Source organism: Hymenobacter puniceus (genome assembly GCF_014333525.1).
Lineage (GTDB): Bacteria > Bacteroidota > Bacteroidia > Cytophagales > Hymenobacteraceae > Hymenobacter.
Map to the genome: position 1 here is coordinate 399529 of NZ_JACSCX010000001.1, position 21397 is coordinate 420925.

17 protein-coding genes are annotated in these 21397 nt (G+C 59.5%); 8 read left to right on the forward strand and 9 right to left on the reverse strand.

Annotated elements, in window-relative coordinates:
- The first annotated feature begins 163 nt into the window (after positions 1-163).
- The gene (locus H8B14_RS01660) at positions 164-1498 is read left to right on the forward strand and encodes a hemolysin family protein (protein ID WP_187313890.1); all 1335 of its coding nucleotides are present in this window, start codon (positions 164-166) and stop codon (positions 1496-1498) included.
- An 82-nt stretch (positions 1499-1580) separates the two neighbouring features.
- On the opposite strand, the gene H8B14_RS01665 is transcribed toward H8B14_RS01660, so the two are convergent.
- The 5 genes from H8B14_RS01665 to H8B14_RS01685 form a co-directional block, all read right to left on the reverse strand.
- Positions 1581-2099, reverse strand: a complete 519-nt coding sequence (locus H8B14_RS01665; protein WP_187313891.1) for a hypothetical protein — start codon at positions 2097-2099, stop codon at positions 1581-1583.
- Between the two features lie 134 nt (positions 2100-2233).
- Complete coding sequence (locus H8B14_RS01670) at positions 2234-2764, reverse strand: gamma carbonic anhydrase family protein (protein WP_187313892.1); 531 nt, start codon at positions 2762-2764, stop codon at positions 2234-2236.
- Positions 2765-2842: 78 nt separating this feature from the next.
- Entirely contained in the window at positions 2843-3826 is a 984-nt protein-coding gene (locus H8B14_RS01675; protein ID WP_187313893.1) for a radical SAM protein, read from the reverse strand.
- A gap of 92 nt (positions 3827-3918) precedes the next feature.
- Complete coding sequence (locus H8B14_RS01680; protein ID WP_187313894.1) at positions 3919-4686, reverse strand: endonuclease III domain-containing protein; 768 nt, start codon at positions 4684-4686, stop codon at positions 3919-3921.
- A 167-nt stretch (positions 4687-4853) separates the two neighbouring features.
- Entirely contained in the window at positions 4854-5567 is a 714-nt protein-coding gene (locus H8B14_RS01685) for an OmpA family protein (RefSeq protein ID WP_187313895.1), read from the reverse strand.
- Between the two features lie 79 nt (positions 5568-5646).
- Between H8B14_RS01685 and H8B14_RS01690 the strand changes: the two genes are divergently transcribed.
- Positions 5647-5910: a hypothetical protein gene (locus H8B14_RS01690; RefSeq protein ID WP_187313896.1), complete on the forward strand. Its 264-nt coding sequence runs from the start codon at positions 5647-5649 to the stop codon at positions 5908-5910.
- Positions 5911-5943: 33 nt separating this feature from the next.
- On the opposite strand, the gene H8B14_RS01695 is transcribed toward H8B14_RS01690, so the two are convergent.
- The 3 genes from H8B14_RS01695 to H8B14_RS01705 all read right to left on the reverse strand — a co-directional run bounded on the left by H8B14_RS01695 (position 5944) and on the right by H8B14_RS01705 (position 8975).
- Complete coding sequence (locus H8B14_RS01695) at positions 5944-6690, reverse strand: OmpA family protein (RefSeq protein ID WP_261989844.1); 747 nt, start codon at positions 6688-6690, stop codon at positions 5944-5946.
- A 195-nt stretch (positions 6691-6885) separates the two neighbouring features.
- Positions 6886-7779 carry an acetyl-CoA carboxylase, carboxyltransferase subunit beta gene (gene accD, locus H8B14_RS01700; RefSeq protein ID WP_187313897.1) on the reverse strand — a complete coding sequence of 298 codons (894 nt, stop codon included), beginning with the start codon at positions 7777-7779 and terminating at the stop codon, positions 6886-6888.
- 143 nt (positions 7780-7922) lie between these two features.
- Positions 7923-8975: a class I fructose-bisphosphate aldolase gene (locus H8B14_RS01705; protein ID WP_187313898.1), complete on the reverse strand. Its 1053-nt coding sequence runs from the start codon at positions 8973-8975 to the stop codon at positions 7923-7925.
- A gap of 168 nt (positions 8976-9143) precedes the next feature.
- Here H8B14_RS01705 and H8B14_RS01710 point away from each other — a divergent pair, with 168 nt between their 5' ends.
- Together H8B14_RS01710 and H8B14_RS01715 are read left to right on the forward strand one after the other, a co-directional pair.
- On the forward strand, positions 9144-10160 hold the full coding sequence (locus tag H8B14_RS01710; RefSeq protein ID WP_315984790.1) for an OmpA family protein: 1017 nt from the start codon (positions 9144-9146) through the stop codon (positions 10158-10160).
- Positions 10161-10261: 101 nt separating this feature from the next.
- Entirely contained in the window at positions 10262-11803 is a 1542-nt protein-coding gene (locus H8B14_RS01715; protein ID WP_187313900.1) for a hypothetical protein, read from the forward strand.
- Positions 11804-11851: 48 nt separating this feature from the next.
- Here the strand turns inward: H8B14_RS01715 and H8B14_RS01720 are convergent, their stop codons facing one another.
- Positions 11852-15502 (reverse strand): PKD domain-containing protein, encoded by a 3651-nt coding sequence (locus H8B14_RS01720; RefSeq protein ID WP_187313901.1) that lies wholly within the window; start codon positions 15500-15502, stop codon positions 11852-11854.
- An 847-nt stretch (positions 15503-16349) separates the two neighbouring features.
- On the opposite strand from H8B14_RS01720, the gene H8B14_RS01725 reads away from it, so the two are divergent.
- From H8B14_RS01725 to H8B14_RS01740, 4 genes are all read left to right on the forward strand, one after another.
- The gene (locus tag H8B14_RS01725) at positions 16350-17885 is read left to right on the forward strand and encodes an AMP-binding protein (RefSeq protein WP_187313902.1); all 1536 of its coding nucleotides are present in this window, start codon (positions 16350-16352) and stop codon (positions 17883-17885) included.
- Positions 17886-17887: 2 nt separating this feature from the next.
- Complete coding sequence (locus tag H8B14_RS01730; protein ID WP_187313903.1) at positions 17888-19045, forward strand: DUF3419 family protein; 1158 nt, start codon at positions 17888-17890, stop codon at positions 19043-19045.
- Positions 19038-20273 (forward strand): aminoglycoside phosphotransferase family protein, encoded by a 1236-nt coding sequence (locus tag H8B14_RS01735; RefSeq protein WP_187313904.1) that lies wholly within the window; start codon positions 19038-19040, stop codon positions 20271-20273. Before H8B14_RS01730 ends, H8B14_RS01735 begins: the two co-directional genes overlap by 8 nt.
- Positions 20274-20402: 129 nt before the next feature.
- Positions 20403-21293, forward strand: coding sequence for a UbiA prenyltransferase family protein (locus H8B14_RS01740; protein ID WP_187313905.1), 891 nt, complete (start codon positions 20403-20405; stop codon positions 21291-21293).
- Positions 21294-21397: the final 104 nt, after the last annotated feature.

A 21397-nucleotide genomic window follows, 5' to 3' on the forward strand; every position in this document is an offset into this window, starting at 1 on the left:
GGTCGGTAGAAACCCTAACAGCCGGGCGAGTTTACCGGTTTTTTAGTGCCGGACTGTGCGCACCCACAGACAAAGGCGGGCGTGGAGCCAACTGCTTATCGGGAATCACGTACTTTTGTAGCATAAAGGCAGCTGGGCCGCGTGAGCCCGAGTTGCCGCACCTATGATCTTAAATATCGTTTTTACTGTTCTGCTGGTATTGCTGAACGGTTTTTTTGTGGCAGCAGAATTTGCTTTCGTTAAAGTTCGCCCGTCGCAGATAGACATCAAAGCGCAGAGCGGCAACCGCTTAGCTAAACTTGTGCAGAGCATGCTGCACGACCTCAACTACTACCTCTCAGCTACGCAGCTCGGCATTACGGTGGCGTCGCTGGCGCTGGGTTGGGTGGGCGAAAGTGTGGTAGCGGCCGTGGTGCTAGCTATCATCGACCAGTTGGGCCTGACGCTCACACCGACGCTGGTTCACCAGATTGCCATTGCTACGTCGTTTACGCTCATCACCATCATGCACATTGTGCTAGGCGAGCAGGCCCCTAAAGTGTTGGCTATTCAGAAGCCTGAAACCACTTCTATGGCTATTGCCATTCCACTGCGGGCCTTCGCCTTCATTACTTTCCCGCTGATCTGGGTGCTTGACCGGCTGTCGAACATGGTGGCGGGTTTGTTTGGGGGCAATGCCACTCATGGATCGGAAGTGCATACCTCGGAAGAGCTGCGTTTGCTGCTCGACCAAAGCAAGCAGAGCGGGGAAATTCAGGAATCAGAGCATGAGCTGCTGGAAAACGTGTTCGAGTTCAACGACCGGATGGTGAAGCAGATTATGGTACCCCGCACCAAGCTGGCTGCCATCGACGTGAATACGCCTCAGGATGGCATTCTGGAAATGGTGTACAACGAAGGCTATTCGCGCATTCCGGTGTTTGAAGGCAATATCGACAATATCGTGGGGGTGCTTTATGTCAAGGACCTGCTGCAGATCATCCGGCGCAATGATGCCATTGAGCTGCCTAAGATTATGCGGCCGGCTTACTTCGTGCCTGAAACCAAGAAAATCAACCGGCTGCTGCGCCAGTTTCAGCGCAAGCACATGCACATGGCCATCGTATCAGACGAGTTCGGCGGCGTATCGGGCATTGTGACCATCGAGGACATTATGGAAGAGCTGGTAGGCGAAATCCAGGACGAGTACGACAACGAGGTGCCGGTGGTAGAGAAGGTTTCCTCCACTGAATTCCGTGTCAATACTTCTACCTCTATTTCCGACGCCAACGAATACTTACCTCATCCACTGCCCGAGGGCGAAGACTACGAAACAGTTGGTGGCCTGCTGAACGTCATCTACGGCAATATCCCGGAGGTAGGCGACGTGGCCGTGCTCGACAGCTACGAGTTCCGGGTGCTGAAACGCTCCCGCCGTTCCGTGGAACTGGTCCAGCTGCGCGTCACGACTGAGGCCGAGCGCGAAGAGCAGGAAGACGAAGGGCTACAGGCTTTATAAAAGTCACAATCCTGATGACAGCAAAAGAAAGGCCGCCCGGTTTCGGGCGGCCTTTCTTTTGCTGTCATCAGGATTGTGACGCCTAGCTGCTGATCAGGGCAATAATCAACATAACCAAGCCGACCAAGAACACCACGCCGCCGATGGTGGCCACGAAGTTGGTGCCCCCGATAAGTCCACCAATCAGTAAAATTACGAGGCCAATACCCATAATGAGCCCTGCTCTCCCGGCCTTCGACTGTACCTGGTCTGCCTGCGCAGCTTCGGTATGACGGGCCTGAAGCTTTTTGGCGAGCTTGGTTGCTACGGCTTTCTGCACACCAGCCAGCTTGGTAGGTTTAGCAGGTTTAGCCACGGCTGCTGGTTGGGCCGGAGCAGGAGTAAGGGGCGTAGCTGCCACCTTTGCTATAGCAACTGCAGTTGGCTGAATGGCAGCAGCCACTACTTCTGTATTTGCTATGGGCGCAGATACTACCGTAGCAGATTGTGCTGTGTGGTAAGAGCCTGTACCAGGCTTGAAAGTATAGTCGGAGCGGCTGCACGACGAAAGAGACAAACCAGCCAGTAAAGCCAGCGAGCAATAGGAATAGATTTTTTTCATGCAAAAATCAATAAAAGTGAAGAAGCAAAACCCAAATGCGGGCGAAATACCCCCGATAGGTGGCTGGTAGCAAAACTAAATAAGTTCACTGTATTACAGCACCTGGATTCTGCACTATTTCCTACTGGTTGCACTTAAATATTTTGTGGCTTTCCGCTAAACCAGCTGGCATATAGCACATAATTATCAGCAGTGCGTAGCATGTTGGCGCGCTGCTCATCCGTTACGGGCTTGATGCGGCGGGCGGGCACGCCAGCGTAGAGGTAGCCCGGTTCGCACCGCGTGTTTTCCAGCACCACAGCCCCGGCCGCCACAATGCAGCCCGCACCCACCACGGCGTGGTCCATCACAATGGCGCCCATGCCAATCAGCACATCGTCCTCGACGGTGCAGCCGTGCACAATGGCTTTGTGCCCGATGCTCACGCGCGACCCAATGGTGGTAGCCGCTTTCTGGTAAGTGCAGTGCAGCACTGCGCCATCCTGCACGTTGGTTTTGTCGCCAATGCGGATGGCGTTGACGTCGCCGCGGATAACGGCGTTGAACCAGACCGTGCAGTTCGCGCCCAGCGTCACGTCGCCGACGATGGTGGCGTTGTCGGCCACGTAGCAGTCGGCAGGAATTTGGGGGTGTTTGCCCTGAACGGGCAGAATGAGAGCCGGCATAGAAATGAGCAGCTAGTGAGTGATACGCAAATCTACTTGTTGGCAGCCGGGTTATGCCTACTTTCTGCCTACCTGGGTTTAGCGCGCCAGCATGCGTTTCCAGGTGCCTTTGGTCCAGTTGTATTTCAGGGTGCTGGGCAGCGCCTGCCAGAAGTACTTGCTGGTTTCGACGGCGAAGCTGGGCTGCATGTAGCAGTTGATGGTGCAGCCTTCGCACTGCGGCAGGCGGCCTTCCAACGCTACCAAACGACCTACTTCAGGCGCATGGTACAGGTCATAGAGCTGGCCGTTGATGGGAAACTTCTGCTCGCCGAGGTGGTAGCAGGGCAGCACCAGCTCGTTGCTGGGTGAAATGACCAGCGTGGTGCTGGCCGCCCGGCATACGGGTGCCGCCACGTGGTTGCCGCCGTCGCGCCGCAGCGCAATAAAGGCCTCATTCAGATATACACCCTTGCGCTTGCCGAAGGCCGAGAGGTAATCCAGTTCGGCGGGCGTCAGCTGCTCGCCGGTTTCCACTGTATTGTACTCAAAGGCCGGGTTCAGAATCAGCACCAAGCCATTGGGCTGGGCAATGTCGCGGTACACAGCTTCCAGCTCGTGCAGATTTTCGCGAAATACCGTGAACAGAATATCGGGCCGCTCACCCAGCTCCCGGGCCACCCGAATGCTTTCCAGCACGAAATCGAAGCAAGCCACACCCCGCCCCTTGTCGTGCACTTCTTTCTCCGACGAATCGAGGGAGAAATGCAGCATATCTACTTTGCCGCGCAGCTTCTCGGCGTATTTGGGGTAGAGCAGACAGTTGGTGGTGAGCGTCGTGATGAAGCCCATGTCGTGCGCCAAACTCACAAACTCATGAATCTGGCGATGCAGCAGCGGCTCACCACCCGTAAAATCCACCACCGATACGCCTAGTCGCTTCAGGTCGCGCAGGTTGCGCTCCACGTCTTCCAGCGTAATGTAGGGCGAGGGTTTTTCCCAAATGTCGCAGAACGAGCAGCGCGCATTACACCGGTACGTGACGTAGTAATTGCACAAAACCGGGTGATTCACTAAACGCATGCTTTCGTTTTTCGTGATTTGTTGTTCGTTGTTTGTTTCAGGCTGTTCGACAAACTCTCCGCAAAGAACGAACAACAAACTCCGAAAAACGATTAATGCGCCAGCGCACCCCAGGCCGTGTCCCACTTGGCAGGCGTGGCGGCTAGTGCCTCGGGCGTGGCCGGACCGTAGTGCTCCAGATAGTAATTGCAGAAGCCTTTCAGCGGGCAGCGCGCACAGTCGGGCTTGCTGAAAAAGCATACCTTCTGCCCATGCCAGTAGTTGTGTTTATGGAAGTTAAGCAGCACCAGCGCATCTTTCGGAAGGTGCTCCAGCAGCACCTGGTGGGCTTTGTCGGCGGAGGCCTTGGGACCAATCATGCCCACGCGCTGCGCAATGCGGTGCACGTGCGTATCAATGGGCAGCACGGGCTTATGGAAGTTGAAGAGCAGCACCAGTGAGGCCGTTTTCAGGCCGATGCCCGGCATATCGTTCAGCCACGCCATGCCCTTTTCCGTCGGCCAGTCGGCCAGAAAGTCCAGCTCGAAAGCACCACGCTCTGCCCAGATCCGGCGCAGAATCTCCTGGATACGGGGCGCCTGCGTATCAGGCCAGCGGGTGGTCCGGATGGCGTGGGCCAGCTCGGCGGTGGGCGCCGCCAGCACACCGGCCCAGTCGCCGAAGGCTTCCAGCATCCGGTCGTAGGCCAGCTCCTCATCGGCGTGCGTGGTCCGGTGCGACAACACCGTGGAAATCAGCTCCCGCATGGGCGTGCGGCGGGCAGTATCCAGTGCCAGTGGCGGATAAAATTCGTTCAGCAGCAGATGGTCTTGCCAGGTTTTTTCGGCAGCGGGCGAGGCGTAGGTGGCGGCGGTAGGCATGCCTGCTTGTACCTGCTGCCTCAGTCCGGGGTTGCGCTAACCACTCAACTCTTTGCCAGCCCATGTTTACTTAACCGTCTTACCAGATAGCTGGAAACAAAAACGGCGACTCTGTGCAGAGTCGCCGTTTTTCAGACTGAGGTGCTGTAGCCCGTAGCGACAGCAGCTTAGATGGTGCCTTTCTCGGCAGCCTTCTTCAGCTTCTCGTTGGCGAAGATGGCAACCTCTACGCGGCGGTTGGCACTGCGGCCAGCTTCAGTAGAGTTATCAGCAATAGGCTGGCGCGAGCCGTAGCCTGTCACGGTGAAGCGCGAAGCATCTACACCCTGCTGCTGCGTGTAGTTGGCCACGGCCTGAGCCCGGCGCTGCGACAGTGGGTCGTTGATGGCATCAGAACCGCTGGTGTCGGTGTGGCCTTCTACGATGACGTTAGTGTCGCCGTACTTGATGAGGGTCTTGGCCAGATCCTGGATGTTAGCCTGCGCGGCCGAAGTCAGGGCCGACGAGTTCTTGGCGAACAGCAAGCCGGAGTCGAAGGTAATCTTGATGCCCTCGCCTACCCGCTCTACTTTAGCACCGGCCATCTCCCGCTTCAGTTCAGCAGCCTGCTTGTCCATGCGGCGGCCAATCAGGGCGCCGGCACCGCCACCCACGGCGGCTCCAATGATGGCACCTTTCGCAGTACCCGACTTGCCACCAATTACGCGGCCCAACACGGCACCACCAGCTGCACCACCTAAGCCACCAATTACAGCGCCTTTAGCGGTTTTGCTCCATGGCTTCTTGGCAGTAGTAGTGCCGGCATCCTGAGCCTGCACTGTGCTGGTGCCAAACAAAAGCACCGCCATCATCAAAGCGAAAAGTGAACGAAGATTTTTCATGAGTGAAAAAGAGGTTAAGGGGTTTCGGAGTTGGTAAGAGAAGAACAGAAAGAGCAGTGGCTAAAAGCAGAGTTGCTGCTTGCACCCAGCCGGTGCTTCACTGCGTGGCCAGGCAATTTGCAACCACCTTGCCAAAAACGCGCTTCAGCGTTTAAAATTGCTGAAAAGTTTGTTTCCAGCAATTACAAGCACTTTTCGCACAGGATTATTTTTGCAAATAACCTTGATTCGCTGGATTTTAGCTGGCAACAATTTAGGCAGCTTTTCCGCAGCATTTGCCTTAGCATATATTCGCTCCGGTGCAACTAGTGGCCCAACCTACACAAAAAAAGGCCGCACATAGTGTGCGGCCTTTTCCTTAATACTACCTGAATGCTTACAGCGTGCCGTTTTCAGCAGCTTTCTTCATTTTTTCGTTGGCGAAGATGGCAATTTCCACGCGGCGGTTTGCCTGCTTGCCGGCTTCCGTGGTGTTATCAGCAATAGGGTCCGAAGAACCGAGGCCTTTAGTGGTTACGCGGGCAGCATCAACACCCTGCGAGGTGGTGTAGTTGGCTACAGCCTGCGCGCGGCGCTCCGACAGCGGCTGGTTGATGGCATCTGAACCGCTGGCATCGGTGTGGCCTTCTACCAATACGTTGGTGTCGGGGTACTTCTTCAGAATCTCGGCCATTTTCTGGATTTCGGTCATCGAAGCAGCACGCAGGTCGCTCTTGTTGGTGTCGAACAGGATACCGGAGTCGAAGGTGATTTTGATGCCTTCACCTACGCGCTCTACTTTGGCATTCTGCATGTCGCGCTGCAGTTCTTCGGCCTGCTTGTCCATTTTGCGGCCAATCAGGGCGCCACCGGTACCACCTACTGCAGCGCCGATGATGGCCCCAGCAGCCGTGCCGTTTTTGCCGCCAATCACGCGGCCGAGCACGCCACCTACTACGGCGCCGCCACCGGCCCCGATGATACCGCCTTTGGCAGTCTTGCTCATGCCGGTCTTGCGAGGGCCAGTACCGTTGGTATCAGGCGCGTCCGGAATGTTGGGGTTGCGGGGTTGAGAAGTGGCGCACGAGCCCAGCAGAAGGGTCAGGGCCATAAAAAACGACAGCAGCGAATTAGGAGCTTTCATTTAAATGAACGTAGGGAGTGAGAAAATCAAGTGAGGTTGGTCGTGCTTTACTGGCATTGCAGGTAAAATGTTCGCTCAATATAGGCACTCATCTATATGTGGCAGTGTTTCAACCTGAAAAGTTGTTCCAGCAAAATGCCCGGCCTGCGCAGCAACGCTGCACAAACCGGGCGTTTTCAACAAGTGTGCCGAAAGTTAGCGGGCCCGCTGGCCAAGCTTGGCGCCAACCGGCTCAGCCACTTCTGTGGGGCGCAGCATGCCCAGCAAATCAGTGAGTTGCTGCTTAAGCTGCTTGCGGTCCACAATAAAGTCGAGGAAGCCATGCTCCAGCACAAACTCGGCGCTCTGGAAGCCTTTAGGCAAATCTTTGCCGATAGTTTCCTTGATAACGCGCGGCCCGGCAAAGCCGATGAGGGCGCCTGGCTCGGCAATGTTGAAGTCGCCGAGCATGGCAAACGAAGCCGTAACGCCGCCGGTAGTTGGGTCAGTGAGCAGCGAGATGTAAGGTACGCCAGCCTCGGAGAGCAAAGCCAGCTTAGCCGAGGTCTTGGCCATCTGCATCAGCGAGAAGCCGGCCTCCATCATGCGGGCTCCACCGGAGCGCGAAATCATCAGGAACGGCTGGCGCTGCTGGCGGGCATAGTCAATGGCGCGGGCAATCTTCTCGCCTACCACCGAGCCCATGGAGCCGCCAATAAAGCGGAAATCCATGGCAGCTACTACCAGGCCCTGGCCATTGGAGAGGCCGTGGGCCGTCCGGACGGCATCGCGCAGGCCGGTTACCTTTTCAGTAGCCGTGAGGCGCTGCGGATATGCTTTGGTATCCACAAAGTGCAGCGGGTCACCGGAGTGCATGTCGGCATCCAGCTCCGTAAACTGCCCATCGTCGAAAAGAAAATCGAAGTACTCGGCCGCGTCAATCCGGTCGTGGTGGTTGCAGTTGCCGCAGGTGGCCAGCAGGCGTTTGTGCTCGGCCATGGTAGCCACGGTTTTACACTCCGGGCATTTGTACCACAGCCCGTCCGGCGTCTCTTTTTTCTGCTCTGTCGGCGTGACAATGCCCTTTTCTACTCGCTTAAACCAAGACATTTTGTTCAATTAAAAATTGAGAATTAAAAATTAAAAATTGGGGATTAACTCAATCAAAACTTCCGAAAAATCATCTTCCAAGCCTTAAAAAGCTGGTTTTATACGGAATTTTCAATTCTTAATTCTCAATTTTTAATTCAAACCTACGCCAGCGTGATGGCCGGGTCCAGGTATACGTCCTGGATGGCGTTGAGGAGTTGCACGCCCTCGGCGAAAGGCCGCTGGAACGCTTTGCGGCCTGAAATAAGACCTTGGCCACCGGCGCGCTTGTTGATGATGGCTGTGCGGACTGCCTCGGCCTGGTCGGTGGCGCCTTTACTTTCGCCGCCGGAGTTGATGAGGCCAATGCGCCCCATGTAGCAGTTGGCAACCTGATAACGGGTCAGGTCGATGGGGTTGTCGGAAGTCAGCTGGTCGTACATGGCCGGGAAGGTCTTGCCGAACTTGAGCGTGCTGAAGCCGCCATTGTTTTCGGGCAGCTTCTGCTTGATGATGTCGGCCTGGATGGTGACGCCGAGGTGGTTGGCCTGGCCGGTGAGGTCGGCCGATACATGAAAGTCTTTGTCGGCAGTTTTGAAGGCGTTGTTGCGGGTGTAGCACCAAAGTACCGTGGCCAACCCTAGCTCGTGCGCCAGCGCAAACGCCTCGCTCACCTCCTGCAACTGCCGGCCCGACTCTTCGGACCCGAAATAGATGGTGGCTCCTACCGCCGTGGCGCCCAGGTTCCAGGCCTCCTTCACCGAGCCGAACATAATCTGGTCGAACTTATTGGGATAAGTCAGCAGCTCGTTGTGGTTGATTTTAACCAGAAACGGGATTTTGTGGGCGTAGCGCCGCGCCACTGCGCCAAACGTGCCGAAGGTGGTGGCTACGGCGTTGCAGCCGCCTTCCACGGCCAGCCGGATGATGTTTTCGGGGTCGAAGTACATGGGGTTGGGCCCAAACGAAGAGCCGGCCGTGTGCTCGATGCCCTGGTCGACGGGCAGGATGCTGAGGTAGCCGGTGCCGCCCAGCCGCCCGTGGTGGTAGAGCTGGCCCAGGCTGCGCAATACCTGCGGCGTGCGGTTGCCGGGCACAAAGCAGCGGTCCAGAAAGTCGGGGCCAGGCTGGTGCAGCAGCTCTTTGCTGATGGTTTTGCACTCGTGCTGAAGCAGCGCCTCGGTTTCGGCGCTCAGGGAAGCAGTAGGAGAAGCCATAGCAGAAGGAAAAAAGGGGCCACTGAAATCAGCCGCCAAATATAGGTTGAAAATCGGTTGATTGCGGGGCAGCATTGCAACATGCGGCAGCCCCTGAGTACCTTGCTGCGGGATGTAGCGAGTCAACCGCCCGGCAGCCCGAATCTGGCTTTTCAACTTGTGAATTCCGTGAAAAAATCCGCTTCTCTGTTTCCTGCGCTGGCCCTGGCCGCGGCCTTCGTGTTGCCCGGCTGCGTGGCCTCCAAAAAGTACGACGACCTGAAGGCCCGGCAGGCTTCTACAGAACAAGGCAAAGCGGAAGCAGAGCGCCAGCAGCGCACCGCCGTAGCGGAGCTACGCAAAGCCACCGACGAGCTGACTGAGCTGCGCCTGCAAACCAAGCGCCTCACCGACGACTCCACCCAAACCGGCAATGCCCTGCGCCGCACCCGACAGCTTTACACCCAACTCACCGACAGCTACGACAAGCTACTGAAAAACTCCGACCGGGAACTGGCCAACAAGTCATCGGACTACAACAAAGTAGCGCAGGATCTGGCCCGCCGTGAGGCCGAGCTGGGGGAGCTGGATGCCGGCCTACGCCGCAGCCGTGCCGATATCGACAAGCTGAACGCCGACCTGAAAACCCGCGAGGCGCGCCTGGCCGAACTGCAAAAGGCGCTGGCCGAGAAAGATAAGGCCGTGAACGACCTGCGCGCCAGTGTCACGAATGCATTGCGTGGCTTCCAGGGCACCGACCTGCAGGTGCAGATGAAGGACGGAAAAGTATATGTGTCGTTGTCGGAGCAGCTGCTGTTTAAGTCGGGCTCGACGAAGGTGGACCCCAAGGGACAGGAGGCGCTCAAGCAGCTGGCCGCTGTGCTCCAGCAGCAGCCCGACGTGAACGTGGTGGTAGAAGGCCACACCGACAACGTGCCATTCAGCCGCGCTGCCGGAGCCATGCAGGACAACTGGGACTTGAGCGTGCTGCGGGCCACCGAAATTGCACGGTTGCTGGCCGCGGGTGGCGTGCCGCCGCAGCGCGTCACGGCTTCAGGCCGCAGCCAGTACGTGCCCGTGGCTGCCAACGACTCGCCCCAGAATAAGGCCCTCAACCGCCGCACCGAAATCATTCTGACGCCGAAGCTCAACGAGCTGTTCAAGATTCTGGACTCCAACTCCTCATCGACGACGGGCGGGAAATAAATAACACTGGAATCGTTTTTATCCAACACATTATCAACTACTTTCAAGGGTAGCCGCCAACGGTTGCCCTTTATTGTTTTCATCTTTATTTCCCCTTACTTATGCACGCATATTTCCGCATCCGCTTTCTGCTGCTGGGTTGTTTATTGCTGATGAGTGGGCTCGGAGCCCAAGCCAGCCACGTACTGGGCGGCGACCTTGACTACGCTTATATTCCCGGCTCGGCCTCGCAATACCGCATCACGGCGCGGCTGTACAGCAACCCGGCCGATGCTGGCACTAATTTTCCGGACCCTAGAATCATGTTTTTGTCCGGCACCCAAAATGGGTGCGCTAGCACTTCTGCCAGTAACTTTCAACTGCAAGTGCCGCGCTTGCAGCTCATGCGCCGGGCGTTGGGCTGTGCTGTCAACGGGCGCAGCTACAACATCAGCCAATACGAAGCCACGGTAACTCTATTACCGGGACAATGGACCCTCAAGGTTATCGAGGAACTGCGCTCAGGCGGTATGCTGAACCTGAATACCACCGATACCGAAGGCTTCTACATGACAGCTTATCTGGATAACTCCAGTGGTCTGACCAACAACTCACCGCGCTTCACTTCCTTCGCGCTGCCCTACGTGTGCGGCAGCCAGCCGTACCGCTACAGCTTTAGCACCTTTGAGCCCAATGGCGACTCGCTGGTGTATCGTTCCGTGCAGCCACTTTCAGCTACTATAACCAATCAGGGTTGTGGCACTGCTATTGCGTACGCCAGCTATGCCGCCGGGCAGTTTCAGGATCCTATTACTGGGCAGACGGCTACTTATCCAGCGGGCCAATTTACAGCTGGATTTCCCGTATTGTCCTTCAGGGCAATTAATGGCGTGGCGGTGCCGCAATTTGAGCTGAACGCCGCCAATGGTGACCTGCAGACCACGCCGGTGGCGGCGCGCGGCCTCAATACCGTGGTAGTGCAGGTAGACGAGTACCGCCGCGTGAATGGCACCTGGGCACGTATCGGCAGTGTAATGCGCGACGTAGTGTACTCTGTGTTCGATGCAAATGGCAACCGCAACCCCAGCTTTTCAAGCCTGCAGATTGCCGGCGCCAACCAGCCCCTCAACCAGCCGATTGTGGTGCAGCGCGGCCAGAGTATTGCGCTAACGCTCACGGCCGCTGACCCCGACGCGGGCCAGGCGGTACAAATCAGCAGCGACGTGGCCTCTGTTATCCCCGGTGCTTCTTTTCAGCGGCAGGGAACCAGCCAGGCAGTGCTGAGCTGGCAGGTACCGGCTACGTTGCCACTAGGCTGCTACTCCTTCACCGTGACGGTTATGGACGACAACTGCCCGAACAGCGGCTCGGAAGTGCGCACCATCAATTTTCTGGTTTCGGCACAGGCGTTGGGTATAGCCAGAAGCCGCGCCCAGGTGCTCTCAACCTACCCCATGCCGTTCCGCAGCCAGGTGCAGTTCCGGCTGCCCACGCCCGGCGTGCAGCCCGTGTATATCACCGATGGCCTGGGCCGGCTCATGGCCACGCTGCAGAGCCGTCCTGACGGCAGTGTGAACTGGGCGCCGGCCGCTGAAGTGCCGGCCGGCGCGTACTTCGCCCGGCCTGGCTCCGGCGAGGCTGTGTTTCGGCTGTTGCGAGAATAAGGCTTTACTGGTGGCAGTAAGCCAAACAGCATTCAAGACAAATTGGGGTTACCTAAGCAGTCGGAACTGCGCCTGATACCCCTCTCCTACTACTCGCAGCAGATACATGCCAGGCTCCAGCCCCAGGGCCGAGAAGTCCAGGGAGAAACGTTTGCGGCCTGGCGCCAACTGTAGTGCACCTTCTGCTCTGGCAAGGCCTACCGCCGATACCAGCGTATAGCGCAGCAGCTGGTTCGGCGCGGCAGATAGCTCCAGGGTGTAGCGGCCGTCGGGCGAAGGGTTGGGATGCAGCGTGGCAGTGCGGCCTGGTGCTGTGGTGGCTGCACCGGAAGCGGCCAGAGCTCGGGCTGCTGTACTCGTACTACGCCACAGCTCCAGGCCGGACAGGTTGACGGTGCCACCAGTGCTGGTCAGGGCCAGCGTGCCGGCCGCCGGCACGCTCACCTCGTACGGGCCCAGCCTGGCCCACTGCCCGGCCGCGCCGCTGTTGTAGTTGCTCGCCACCGCCTGCCCGTTCAGACTCAGCGAAAACACCTCGGGGTAGTTGTCTTCCCATACATACGCCCACACCCGGTACTGGCCCGCCGGCACGCCGCTGAGCGTCGCACTCAGGCCCGTCAGCTTCCAGGCCGAGCTGCGGATCATGCCCGTGCGCGGCGCGTCGGTAGTGGGCACCAAGGGCACGGCGTTGTTGCTGAACACCGAGCCGTTGGTGGTGAAGCCCGCGGCCGTGCCTGCCTCCCAGGTGTTGCCGTCCAGGCTCAGCGCCGGCCCGCCCACGTTGATGGCCCGGTAGAATGCGTAGCTCGTGCCACCGCCCGGCGCCGGATTCACCAGCACGCTCACCTGGTCAGGCGCGCTGCTGGCGTTGGCGTTGTCGCGGACCACCAGACTGAACACGTAGCTGCCCGCCACCAACCCGCTGACGGTGGGCTGGGCCACGGCCAGCGAAGAAAACACGGCCGTGTTCGGCCCGCTCACCTGGCTCCAGTTGTAGGCGCTGATCGTGCCATCGGCGTCGGTGCCGCTGCCTTGCAACTGCACACTATTGGTAGGCAGCGTGAGCGTCTGGTCCGGCCCGGCAGCGGCTACCGGCACCTGGTTGCCCGGTGGTGGTGCGGTACCCAGCCGCCACAGCTCCAGGCCGGACAGATTCATGGTGCCGCCCGTACTGCTGATTTGCACGGTGCCGTCTGTGCCCACAGTTATGTCATAGGGGCCGGGGTTATTCCAGGTACCGGCAGGTCCGCTGTTGTAGTTAGGTGCGACTATCTGCCCGTTGATGGCCAGCGAAAACACTTCAGCATTATTGTCTTCCCACACATACACCCACACCCGGTACTGCCCGGCCGGCACGCCGCTGAGCGTGGCGGTCAGGCCGCTGGGGTTGTAAGCCGAGTTGCGGATCATGGCGGTGCGTGGCGCGTCGGTAGTGGGCACCAAGGGTACTGAATTGTCAGTGAATACAAAGCCGTTTGTGTTGAATCCTGTGGCCGTGCCCGCCTCCCAGGTGTTGCCGTCCAGGCTCAGTGCCGGCCCGCCCACGTTGATGGCTCGGTAGAAGCTCAGGGTGGGGGCTGAGGCACAATCCGGGTTCAGGCGCATTTCCTGAGTGGTAGCCAGGCCCGCGGCGTCAGTTACGGTCAGTACTATGCGGTAGTAGTAAGTTTCGGCGCCGCAGCCCACGGGCGTGGTAGTCAGGGTGGCCTCAGGGGTGGTCTGCACGGGTTCGGGGTGCTGGTGGTCGGCGTGGTGCAGAAAGCACTGCCACCGGTAGCTAAGCTGAGCAGTGCCATGCTCGGTATCCGCCACAGAGGCACGCAGCACAAACGCCGACTGGGTCGCCACCGAATACAGTGTGTTGGGCGCCGGACTGGTAATCGTGACCTGGGGCGGGGTATTATTGGCTGAAATCAGCAGGGTGGCCTGTCCCGTCAGGCCCTGCGGGTCCGTCACGGTTAGGCGCACAGTATACGGTGTGGGTGTTCCGGCAGGGGCCACGAAGCTATGGGTTGGGTTGGCAGCCGTGCTACTGGAGCCGTCGCCGAAGTCCCAGCGGTAGCTGAGCAGCTGATTTTCTGGGTCGGTGGAGGTGCTGCCCGTAAACTGCACGCTCAGCGGGCTGGGCCCGAACCTTAGGTTGGAGCTGGCCACAGCCACCGGTGCCTGATTGGAGGCCGTATACGTTACCTTGATGATTTCAGAAGGGAAGTTGATATAGTAGAGGCCGGGTGTGGTAGGATGCACGGCCAACCCCACGGCCACGGCGCCATCAGAAATGAAATTGCCTACTACCGAAGGAACGTTGGTGCCACTCACGGCCATGTTGCGAATCCAGCCCCCCGAATAGTCGCCAAAGAAGTAGGTGTTCTGGTACTGGGCCGGAAAATCATTGTGAGGATAAAAAACCCCACCCACGCTGGCGCTGCCCCCAAACTGTGGTCCCGCTACCGGCGAGCCAGCCGCCCCCAGGTTAACGACACCCGGTGTGCTGCCCGTGAAAATACCTGTCCGGGAGGGCCCGCCATTGTGGCCCCAATCGATGAGCGGGCGTGTGTGTACGAAGGTGGGTATCGAGTTGGGAATGGCCTGCCCACCGCATGGATTCAGGAAGGTGGCGGTGCCACTGGGTGTGGCCTGCGTTATCAGGTTCTGGAACGTGAAATACTGCTGTGTGCAGCCATTGATGCCGTACTGCGGATTGGGCGCGTACGGATTGGGCTGCGTGCGGCCCATGTAGGTGGTGTTGGCTTCCAGGCCCTCAAACAGCGGCCAGCCCATGTTCTGGCCAGCCCGACTCACCACCTCCACTTCTTCCCAGGTGAAGTAGCCTACATTGCCGACGTACAGCGTGCCGGGGTTGCCATCGGCAGGGCTGGCGCTTCCCGTGCCGGGCCGGCGCGTCATGCGAAATGGGTTGCGGAAGCCCAGGGCCCATACCTTGGAGCACGGCGCCTGCGGGTCGGAAGCTTGGTAGAACGGGTTACTGGGCACACCGGCCCCGGTTTCAGGGTCGAGGCGCAGAATCTTACCGCTCAAACAATCCACGGCCTGTGCCCGGTAAGCTCCGATGTTGTCTTTGCTGGTCATCAGGCCATCAGCCAGCGCCTGGGCGTAATAGGTGTTGGGGTTGCTGCCGTAGTCGTTGTCTGAGCCGTGAGCGCCGTCGCCGACGGAAGCCAGCAGCGTGCCGTCGGCCCCGAAAACCAGACTACCCGCACTGTGGCTGCGCTCCAGACTAACCACACCCGTCGATCTGGTGGCGCCCAGCAGAATCTTTCGGCTCACCGGGTTTACGCTGTAGGCAGTGCCGCTCCGGGTGGCGGTGTAGCGCGTCAGGCGGCTGATACTGGCACTGAAATAATCGTTGGTAGCAGGGTTGTAGGCCGGCGTCCCAAAATTCAGCAGATGATGCCGGTCTACGAGGTAGAATAAGTAGAAGTAGCCGTTGGTCTCGAACTGCGGATGCAAAGCAAAACCAAGTAGGCCGTGGTCATTCCAGGCCCCTACCTCCGGGCTTATATCAAGCAGCAGCGTCCGCTGGCCGTCGTATACCACCCATACTTTGCCGCCCCGCTCCCACACGAACATGTGAGTGCCACTGGCATTAAAAGTGAGCCCAACTGCCTCATTCCACTGATCGGAGACGACCGTGGAGGTGAAGCCTGCGGGGGGCGTCTGTGCTCTCAGAGTGTGCACTGATAGTGGCAGAAGCAGGAGCAGAAAGAAGCAGAGATATCTACGCATAGTATTCAAGCTGTGAAGAAGCATGATGAACAAGCCCAACTGCCCGCCTGCGATGAGCACTGCACAACTGGCGGGCATAAAGCGCAAACCCGGAACAGCAGGGAGATAAGCCCGCAGCCCGCCAGACAGGACGTGGCAGAGAAGGCTGCGGGCTATTAGCCTAATACCAAAACGGTGGAGCGGGTGCTGTTTAGAGCGAAGCAAGCCGCCTGCTTAGGCCGGCAGCACTAACCTACTTGGGTGAAAAAGACAGCGGGGGCAGTACAGCAAACTGCCAGATTAGGAGCTAAAAAACAGAGCCTCACGCACAAGCCGCATGCTGCGGCCCACCTACCGGAATTCGCCTGGGATACTCTCAGTTGGCCCAACCTTCCTCAACAGACAACCAACTCTACAGGCTGATTGAAATTTATAATAAATATTTAAATAATAAATATAATTTATTTTATAATGAGCGAATAGAGTATTTGCATCACCTATTTATGTTATGTTGTCATTATACCCAGCAGGCAATTTGCTGTCGATTGCACATCTGCAGGCTTTACTGTAGCGCGGCCTGCCACAGGTGCCAATTGACTATGCATCTGAATTTTTTCCATCAAGCACATCTCACCACAACCCTTCCGGTAAGGAAATGAGTGGGCTACACTCAGAGATACAGTCTTAAATAAAGTCAGGTGAAAACCGCCTAAAAAGGCATTTGAAGGCATTTTACACAGTCAATCTCCGATCTGTAAAGTCCAACAACCATGAAGGATGGTTAGGCAATATCTGAGCGGTGCAGCACCTTTCCTACCTCATGCAGCCACTCGCCTACATCTTCGCTCCACCCGTGCCAGGTTTGGCTACCAAACGCACGGGTAACTCCCGGTATCAGGAGGAGGAAATGGTGGCTCAAAGCCGAACCACCAACTACGCGCAACACATTCTGGCGCAGCTGCGGCAGCACCCAACCCAGGTGTGCCTGGTGTGGCCCGCACCCGATGGCACCACCCACCGCTACACCGGCAATGACCTGCTGCAGCAAATAGCCACCACACGGGAGCAACTGCTGGGGGCTGGCGTGCAGCCCGGCCACTTGGTGCTGCTGGCGGTGCCCGTCAGCGTGGAGCTGATTGCTGGGTTGCTGGCGGTGCAGGCCGTGGGCGCCGTGCCGGTTTTGCCGCCCGCGGGTGCGTCGGGTTGGCAACTGCTGCAGCTGGTGCGCCGCCTGGATATTTCGGTAGCATTGATTGGCACTGCGCCCCGCCCGCTGATGCGGCTGGCAGCCCGGCTAGGCGGCCTGCGGCTGGTTCTGGTGGCCTCCAAGCGGCTGGAAGCTACAGATGATGCCTGGCAGGCCTGTCCGGTACCGGCGCAGCAGCCGGCGCTGGTGTCGCACAGCTCCGGCTCTACGGGGCGCGCCAAGGCCATCCGGCGCAGCCACGTGGTGCTGCAGGCGCAGCACGCGGCCATCAAGGCCGCCTTTCCGCCGTGGCTGGGGCAGCGCGACTTTCCGCTGTTTCCGAACGTGCTCCTGCACAATCTGGCAGCGGGCGTGGTGAGTGTGCTGCCGGCCGTGCCCTGGCACGACCTCCGGCAGCTCAGCCCGGCCCGCATTGTAGCGCAGCTGCTCATGGAGCGAGTGCAGACCCTGACCGGCAACGTGGCTTACTTTGGCGCGCTGCTGGCGCACCTGCGGCAGCAGCCCGTGGCGTTGCCGGAAGTGGTGGCGGTGGGCGTGGGTGGCTCGCCGGTGCCGGAACCGTTGGCGCAACAGCTTCGGCAGACGTTTGAGCGGGCCACCATCCACATTATCTATGGTTCATCGGAAGCCGAGCCCATTGCTGTGCGCCAGGTGACTCCCGATTCGCCTATCCCGCTGGCCGGCTACTGCGTGGGTCCTATTCAGGATGGGCTGGAATGGCGTTTTGAGCTGCTGGGTATGATTGAAACCGAAGCCACAAACCGCCAGCCGGTGGGCGAGCTGTGGGTGCGGGGCGCGCACGTGGCGGTAGCGCCCGGCGAGTGGCTACGCACCGGCGACTACGGCTACGTGGCCGACGGCCAGCTCTACCTCACCGGCCGCCAGGGCAACGAACAGTTGCACCACGGCGTGCAGCACTACCAGCTGGAGCACCTACTCTACCACCTGCCCGGCGTGGAGCGCGCCGCCGCCCGCGCCGATGCCACCGGCTTCACGTTGTTCGTGCAGGGCACCGCTCCGCTCGAAAGTATAGCCGAGCTGCTGGCTGAAAAGCTGCCATTGATGCCTGTTTTGGGCGTATATCGGCGTAACACGCTACCGGTGGATGCGCGCCATCATTCCAAAATTCTCTACTCTCAGCTTCGCTAATTATGGAATCCGAGTTCTACAAGGTGGCGCTGGACCGCCTGCGCTATTCGCTGGTGTGGGAAGACAGCCGCACGCTCTATAGCGCCCTCTGCATCCAGCCCACAGACCACATGCTGGTGGTAGCTTCGGCGGGCTGCAACGTGCTCAATGCTCTACTCAAAAACCCGCGCCACGTCACGGCCATCGACCTGAATCCGGTGCAGCTGCAGCTGCTGCGCCTGAAGCGGCACGTCATCCAGCACCACGAGCACGCCGTGCTGCGCGGCTTGTTAGGGCTGGCCGGACCGGCGGCGGTGGCAGCCGCCTGGCAAACAGTGGCGCCTACGCTGCCAGCCGCCGAGCAGGCGTATTGGGCCGCATTTTTCCAGAGCCACCCGGCCGGCATTCTTACGGCAGGGCAACTGGAAAGCTACGTTACCGGCTTTCTGCCGACGCTGGCCCCGGCCATGCAGACGCAGCTGCGGCAGCTGCTGGAGTTCGATACGGTGGCGGAGCAAGCAACTTATTTCGAAACGGAGCTGGCTGATTCCACCTTTCCGGCGCAGTTCGTGGCGTATTTCGATGAGGCCAACCTGAGCAAGGGCCGCGACCCGCGCCTGTTTCGCTACGCAGCCGAGTCGGGCGGAGAAGCCTTCTACCTGCGGCTACGCGACACGCTGCACACCGAGCTGATGCGCGACAATTTCTTTCTGCGGTTCTTCTTTTTCGGGCCCGAAAACCTGCCTTGCGCCATTCTGCCGCCCTGCTACCAGCGCCGCCACCATGCGCTGCTGCGCCAGCAGCTGCCCAAGCTCACGCTGGTAGAAGGCGAGGCCGTGGGCTACCTGCGCAGCGCGGCCGGCCAGGGTATCAGCAAAGCCAGCCTGTCCAATATCTTCGAGTATACCAGCCCGGCCGAGTTTCAACGTACGGCGCAGGCGCTGTTTGCCCGCAACCGGCCGCTGCGGGTGGTCTACTGGAATCTGCTGCTCGACCAAGGGGCCAACCAGGGTGCCGATGGCGCTGCCGACGCGGCGCCGCTACCCATTGCCACGGCGGTTTCCGAGCGGCTGTCGCAGCAGGAAGCCTGCTTCTACTTCCGCAACGTGCGCGTGCTCGACTCACGCCAGATCTGTGTTGCCACTTCTTCCACACCTGCTTTTCTCGCTCACTGTGCCTGATACCGCCATTCTCGACCTGACAAGCCCGGCGTTTCTGGAAGAAATACTGCGCGCCCGCACGCCCACGCAGCCCTGCAGAGTCCTAGCCGTGGAACCCTTGCCGCTCGACAACTCGGCCAGCATTCTGGTGACGCTAACGGCCGGCCAGAGCACCCGGCCCATCGGGCACTTCGGGCTGGCCATCACGCTGGAAGAAGCCGGCCAGCCAACCACGCACCACATGGTGCTCAAGGTGAAGCCTCACGGCGGCGAAATATCCGGTATGCTGGCCGGCTTGGCCCAGCTGTGTGGCGGTGAGTTGGCCGAAGTTTACCCCAATTTTGCCGGGCGCACCGGCTTTCAGCACACCCACCAGCGCGAGCTGGCTGTGTACGAACACGCCGCGCCTGGCCTGATGCCGCGCATCTGGGGCACGCACGCCGACGAGGAAACCGGCCTCTACTGTGTGCTGATGGAGTATCTGGAGGACGTGACGCTGCTTAACTCGGTGCAGACCCCGGCCGCCTGGACCGACCACCACATCCGCACGGCACTGGAGCAAATAGCCGCCTGGCACGCCCGCCACCTGCTGCCGCCCGGCGTGCCCGCACCCACCTGGCCCGACTTGCCTACCGGCGCCTACATGCAGGAACTGGCCCCACTCTGGACGGCGCTGCTCCACAACGCCGCGCCGCGCTTCCCGGAGCTGTTCAGCCCGCAGCGTACGGCGCAACTGCACGCGGCCATCCAACAGATTCCGGCGCGCAAAGCCTGGCTAGATGCCCGGCCGCGCACGCTCATCCACAACGACCTGAACCCGCGCAACACCTGTTTCCGGGGCGCCGGCCCCACCCTGCAGCTTTGCGCCTACGACTGGGAGCTGGCCACCTACCACGTTCCGGTGTACGATGTGGTGGAGCTGCTGTGCTTTGTACTCGATGCCGACCGCTACCACCTGCGGCCCGCCTACCTGGAGCACTACCGCCAAGCTTTGCACGCGCATACCGGCCGCTACGCCGATGTGGCCGACTTTCGCCATGAAGCCTATTATGCTGCCCTCGATTTCGGGCTGCACCGTCTGGGCATGTACCTGATGGCACATTCCGTGGGCCCCTACCCTTTCCTGCCCCGCGTGGTTGACAGCTTTTTCAACACGCTAACCCAAACGGCATCCACTGAGCACCCAGCCTTTAAATTACCGTTGCCTCAGTCCGACGCTGCAAGCGTACGACCGGTTTTCGCCCGCTGACTTTGTTGCGTCGTCGTTCACATAGCCTGTTCAGATGGTTCCAGGCGGCGCAGCCGCCAACCAGTCCGACGCCTGCGGCGTCGCATCGGGATAGTGACCCACAATTACCATAGCACCATACCCCTCCGAATGAAACTCCGCCACCTCGCCGCGTATCTGAATCAGCGGTTTCCGCCCGTTAATATGGGACTGTTTGCGGTGCTGTTTCTGACGGTGTGGTCGGTGGTGGGGCGGGGCGCAGGAAATACATTTGGGTGGCGCGAGGTGGGCGGAATGCTGGCTACTATCTCCTTTTTCTTCCGCCTGCGGGTGTTCGATGAAATCAAGGACTACGCCACCGACGCCGTGCACCATCCGCAGCGCGTGCTGCAGCAGGGCCTCGTGACGCTGGGGCAGCTGCAGCAACTGGCATGGCTGGGGGCCGTGGGCGAGCTGGTGTGGTCGGCGCAGATGGGGCGGGCGGCGCTTGGCGGCTGGACGCTGGCGCTGGTCTACAGCTTGCTGATGCGCTACGAGTTCGGAATAGGCGAGTTTCTGAAGCGGCGGCTGGTACTATATGCACTCAGCCACATGCTCATCATGCCGCTCGTCGTTTACTGGCTGTGGCAGGCATACGCGCTGTATCAGCCCGATGTGGCCACGCCGCTGCGGTTTTGGCTGCTGGCAGCCTTGAGTTTGCTGGGCGGCTTTGCGTTCGAGCTGGCCCGCAAAACCCACGCCCCCGCCGCCGAGCAGTTCGGCATCGACTCCTACTCCCGCACGCTGGGCTACCGCGGCGCTATTGCGGCGGTGCTGCTGGTGCTATTGGGCGGCATTGCGGTGCAGAGTCTATTGCTGCAACAGCTGCAGGCCGGCGCGTGGGCATTTGTGCTGTTGGCGGGGCTGTTTGTCCTTGCGCTGCTGGTGTACGGCCGGGCGGCGGCCCGACCTCAGGAAAAGCTGCTGCGCACCGCCGAGCTGCTGGTGTCTATGTTCATGCTGACCAGCTATCTGGCCATTATCGGCCTGGTTCTGCTGTAGAGACGCAATACTTTGCGTCTCGTCGTCTGCGCCGCCAAGGTCAAGGATAAACAACATCAGAATGCGCCGAGACGCGAATACGCGTCTCTACCCTGTTCAATTCC

What these genes read in the sequence shown, in the direction of transcription:
- H8B14_RS01660 (WP_187313890.1), top strand. Translation starts at nt 164, where the DNA reads ATGATCTTAAATATCGTTTTTACTGTTCTGCTGGTATTGCTGAACGGT.
- H8B14_RS01665 (WP_187313891.1), bottom strand. Translation starts at nt 2,099, where the DNA reads ATGAAAAAAATCTATTCCTATTGCTCGCTGGCTTTACTGGCTGGTTTG.
- H8B14_RS01670 (WP_187313892.1), bottom strand. Translation starts at nt 2,764, where the DNA reads ATGCCGGCTCTCATTCTGCCCGTTCAGGGCAAACACCCCCAAATTCCT.
- H8B14_RS01675 (WP_187313893.1), bottom strand. Translation starts at nt 3,826, where the DNA reads ATGCGTTTAGTGAATCACCCGGTTTTGTGCAATTACTACGTCACGTAC.
- H8B14_RS01680 (WP_187313894.1), bottom strand. Translation starts at nt 4,686, where the DNA reads ATGCCTACCGCCGCCACCTACGCCTCGCCCGCTGCCGAAAAAACCTGG.
- H8B14_RS01685 (WP_187313895.1), bottom strand. Translation starts at nt 5,567, where the DNA reads ATGAAAAATCTTCGTTCACTTTTCGCTTTGATGATGGCGGTGCTTTTG.
- H8B14_RS01695 (WP_261989844.1), bottom strand. Translation starts at nt 6,690, where the DNA reads ATGAAAGCTCCTAATTCGCTGCTGTCGTTTTTTATGGCCCTGACCCTT.
- accD (WP_187313897.1), bottom strand. Translation starts at nt 7,779, where the DNA reads ATGTCTTGGTTTAAGCGAGTAGAAAAGGGCATTGTCACGCCGACAGAG.
- H8B14_RS01705 (WP_187313898.1), bottom strand. Translation starts at nt 8,975, where the DNA reads ATGGCTTCTCCTACTGCTTCCCTGAGCGCCGAAACCGAGGCGCTGCTT.
- H8B14_RS01715 (WP_187313900.1), top strand. Translation starts at nt 10,262, where the DNA reads ATGCACGCATATTTCCGCATCCGCTTTCTGCTGCTGGGTTGTTTATTG.
- H8B14_RS01725 (WP_187313902.1), top strand. Translation starts at nt 16,350, where the DNA reads ATGCAGCCACTCGCCTACATCTTCGCTCCACCCGTGCCAGGTTTGGCT.
- H8B14_RS01730 (WP_187313903.1), top strand. Translation starts at nt 17,888, where the DNA reads ATGGAATCCGAGTTCTACAAGGTGGCGCTGGACCGCCTGCGCTATTCG.
- H8B14_RS01740 (WP_187313905.1), top strand. Translation starts at nt 20,403, where the DNA reads ATGAAACTCCGCCACCTCGCCGCGTATCTGAATCAGCGGTTTCCGCCC.